The following is a 288-nucleotide window of genomic DNA, read 5'->3' as shown; positions in this document are numbered from 1 at the left end:
TAGTATCTGATACGATACTATTACACAGCTTAAGGAGGTTTTTATGTCAACTATTTATGATAAATGCCCTCATGTTACTACTCAGAAAGTTTTACAAGGAAAATGGGCAATTGTAGTTTTATATCATTTAAGTAAAGGTACTAAAAGATTTAATGAACTTGAAAGATTAATTCCTGAAGTTACTCGAACTTTTTTAACAAGGCAACTGCGTCAATTAGAACAATATAAATTAATCACAAGAAAAGTTTTTGCTGAAGTACCTCCTCATGTTGAATACTCTTTAAGTAC

General features: G+C 29.9%; 1 protein-coding gene. It reads left to right on the top strand.

Going from position 1 to position 288, the window contains the following annotated elements:
* Positions 1–43: 43 nt before the first annotated feature.
* Positions 44–288, top strand: a 245-nt coding sequence (locus VJI93_RS08655; protein WP_324009297.1) for a winged helix-turn-helix transcriptional regulator, incomplete at its 3' end; no start/stop codon positions are given.

The sequence above is a fragment of the Parvimonas sp. M20 genome (genome assembly GCF_035282425.1).
Classification (GTDB): Bacteria; Bacillota; Clostridia; order Tissierellales; family Peptoniphilaceae; genus Parvimonas.
Note: the sequence above shows the minus strand (reverse complement) of the source record. Positions and strands in the feature narration are given on the sequence as shown.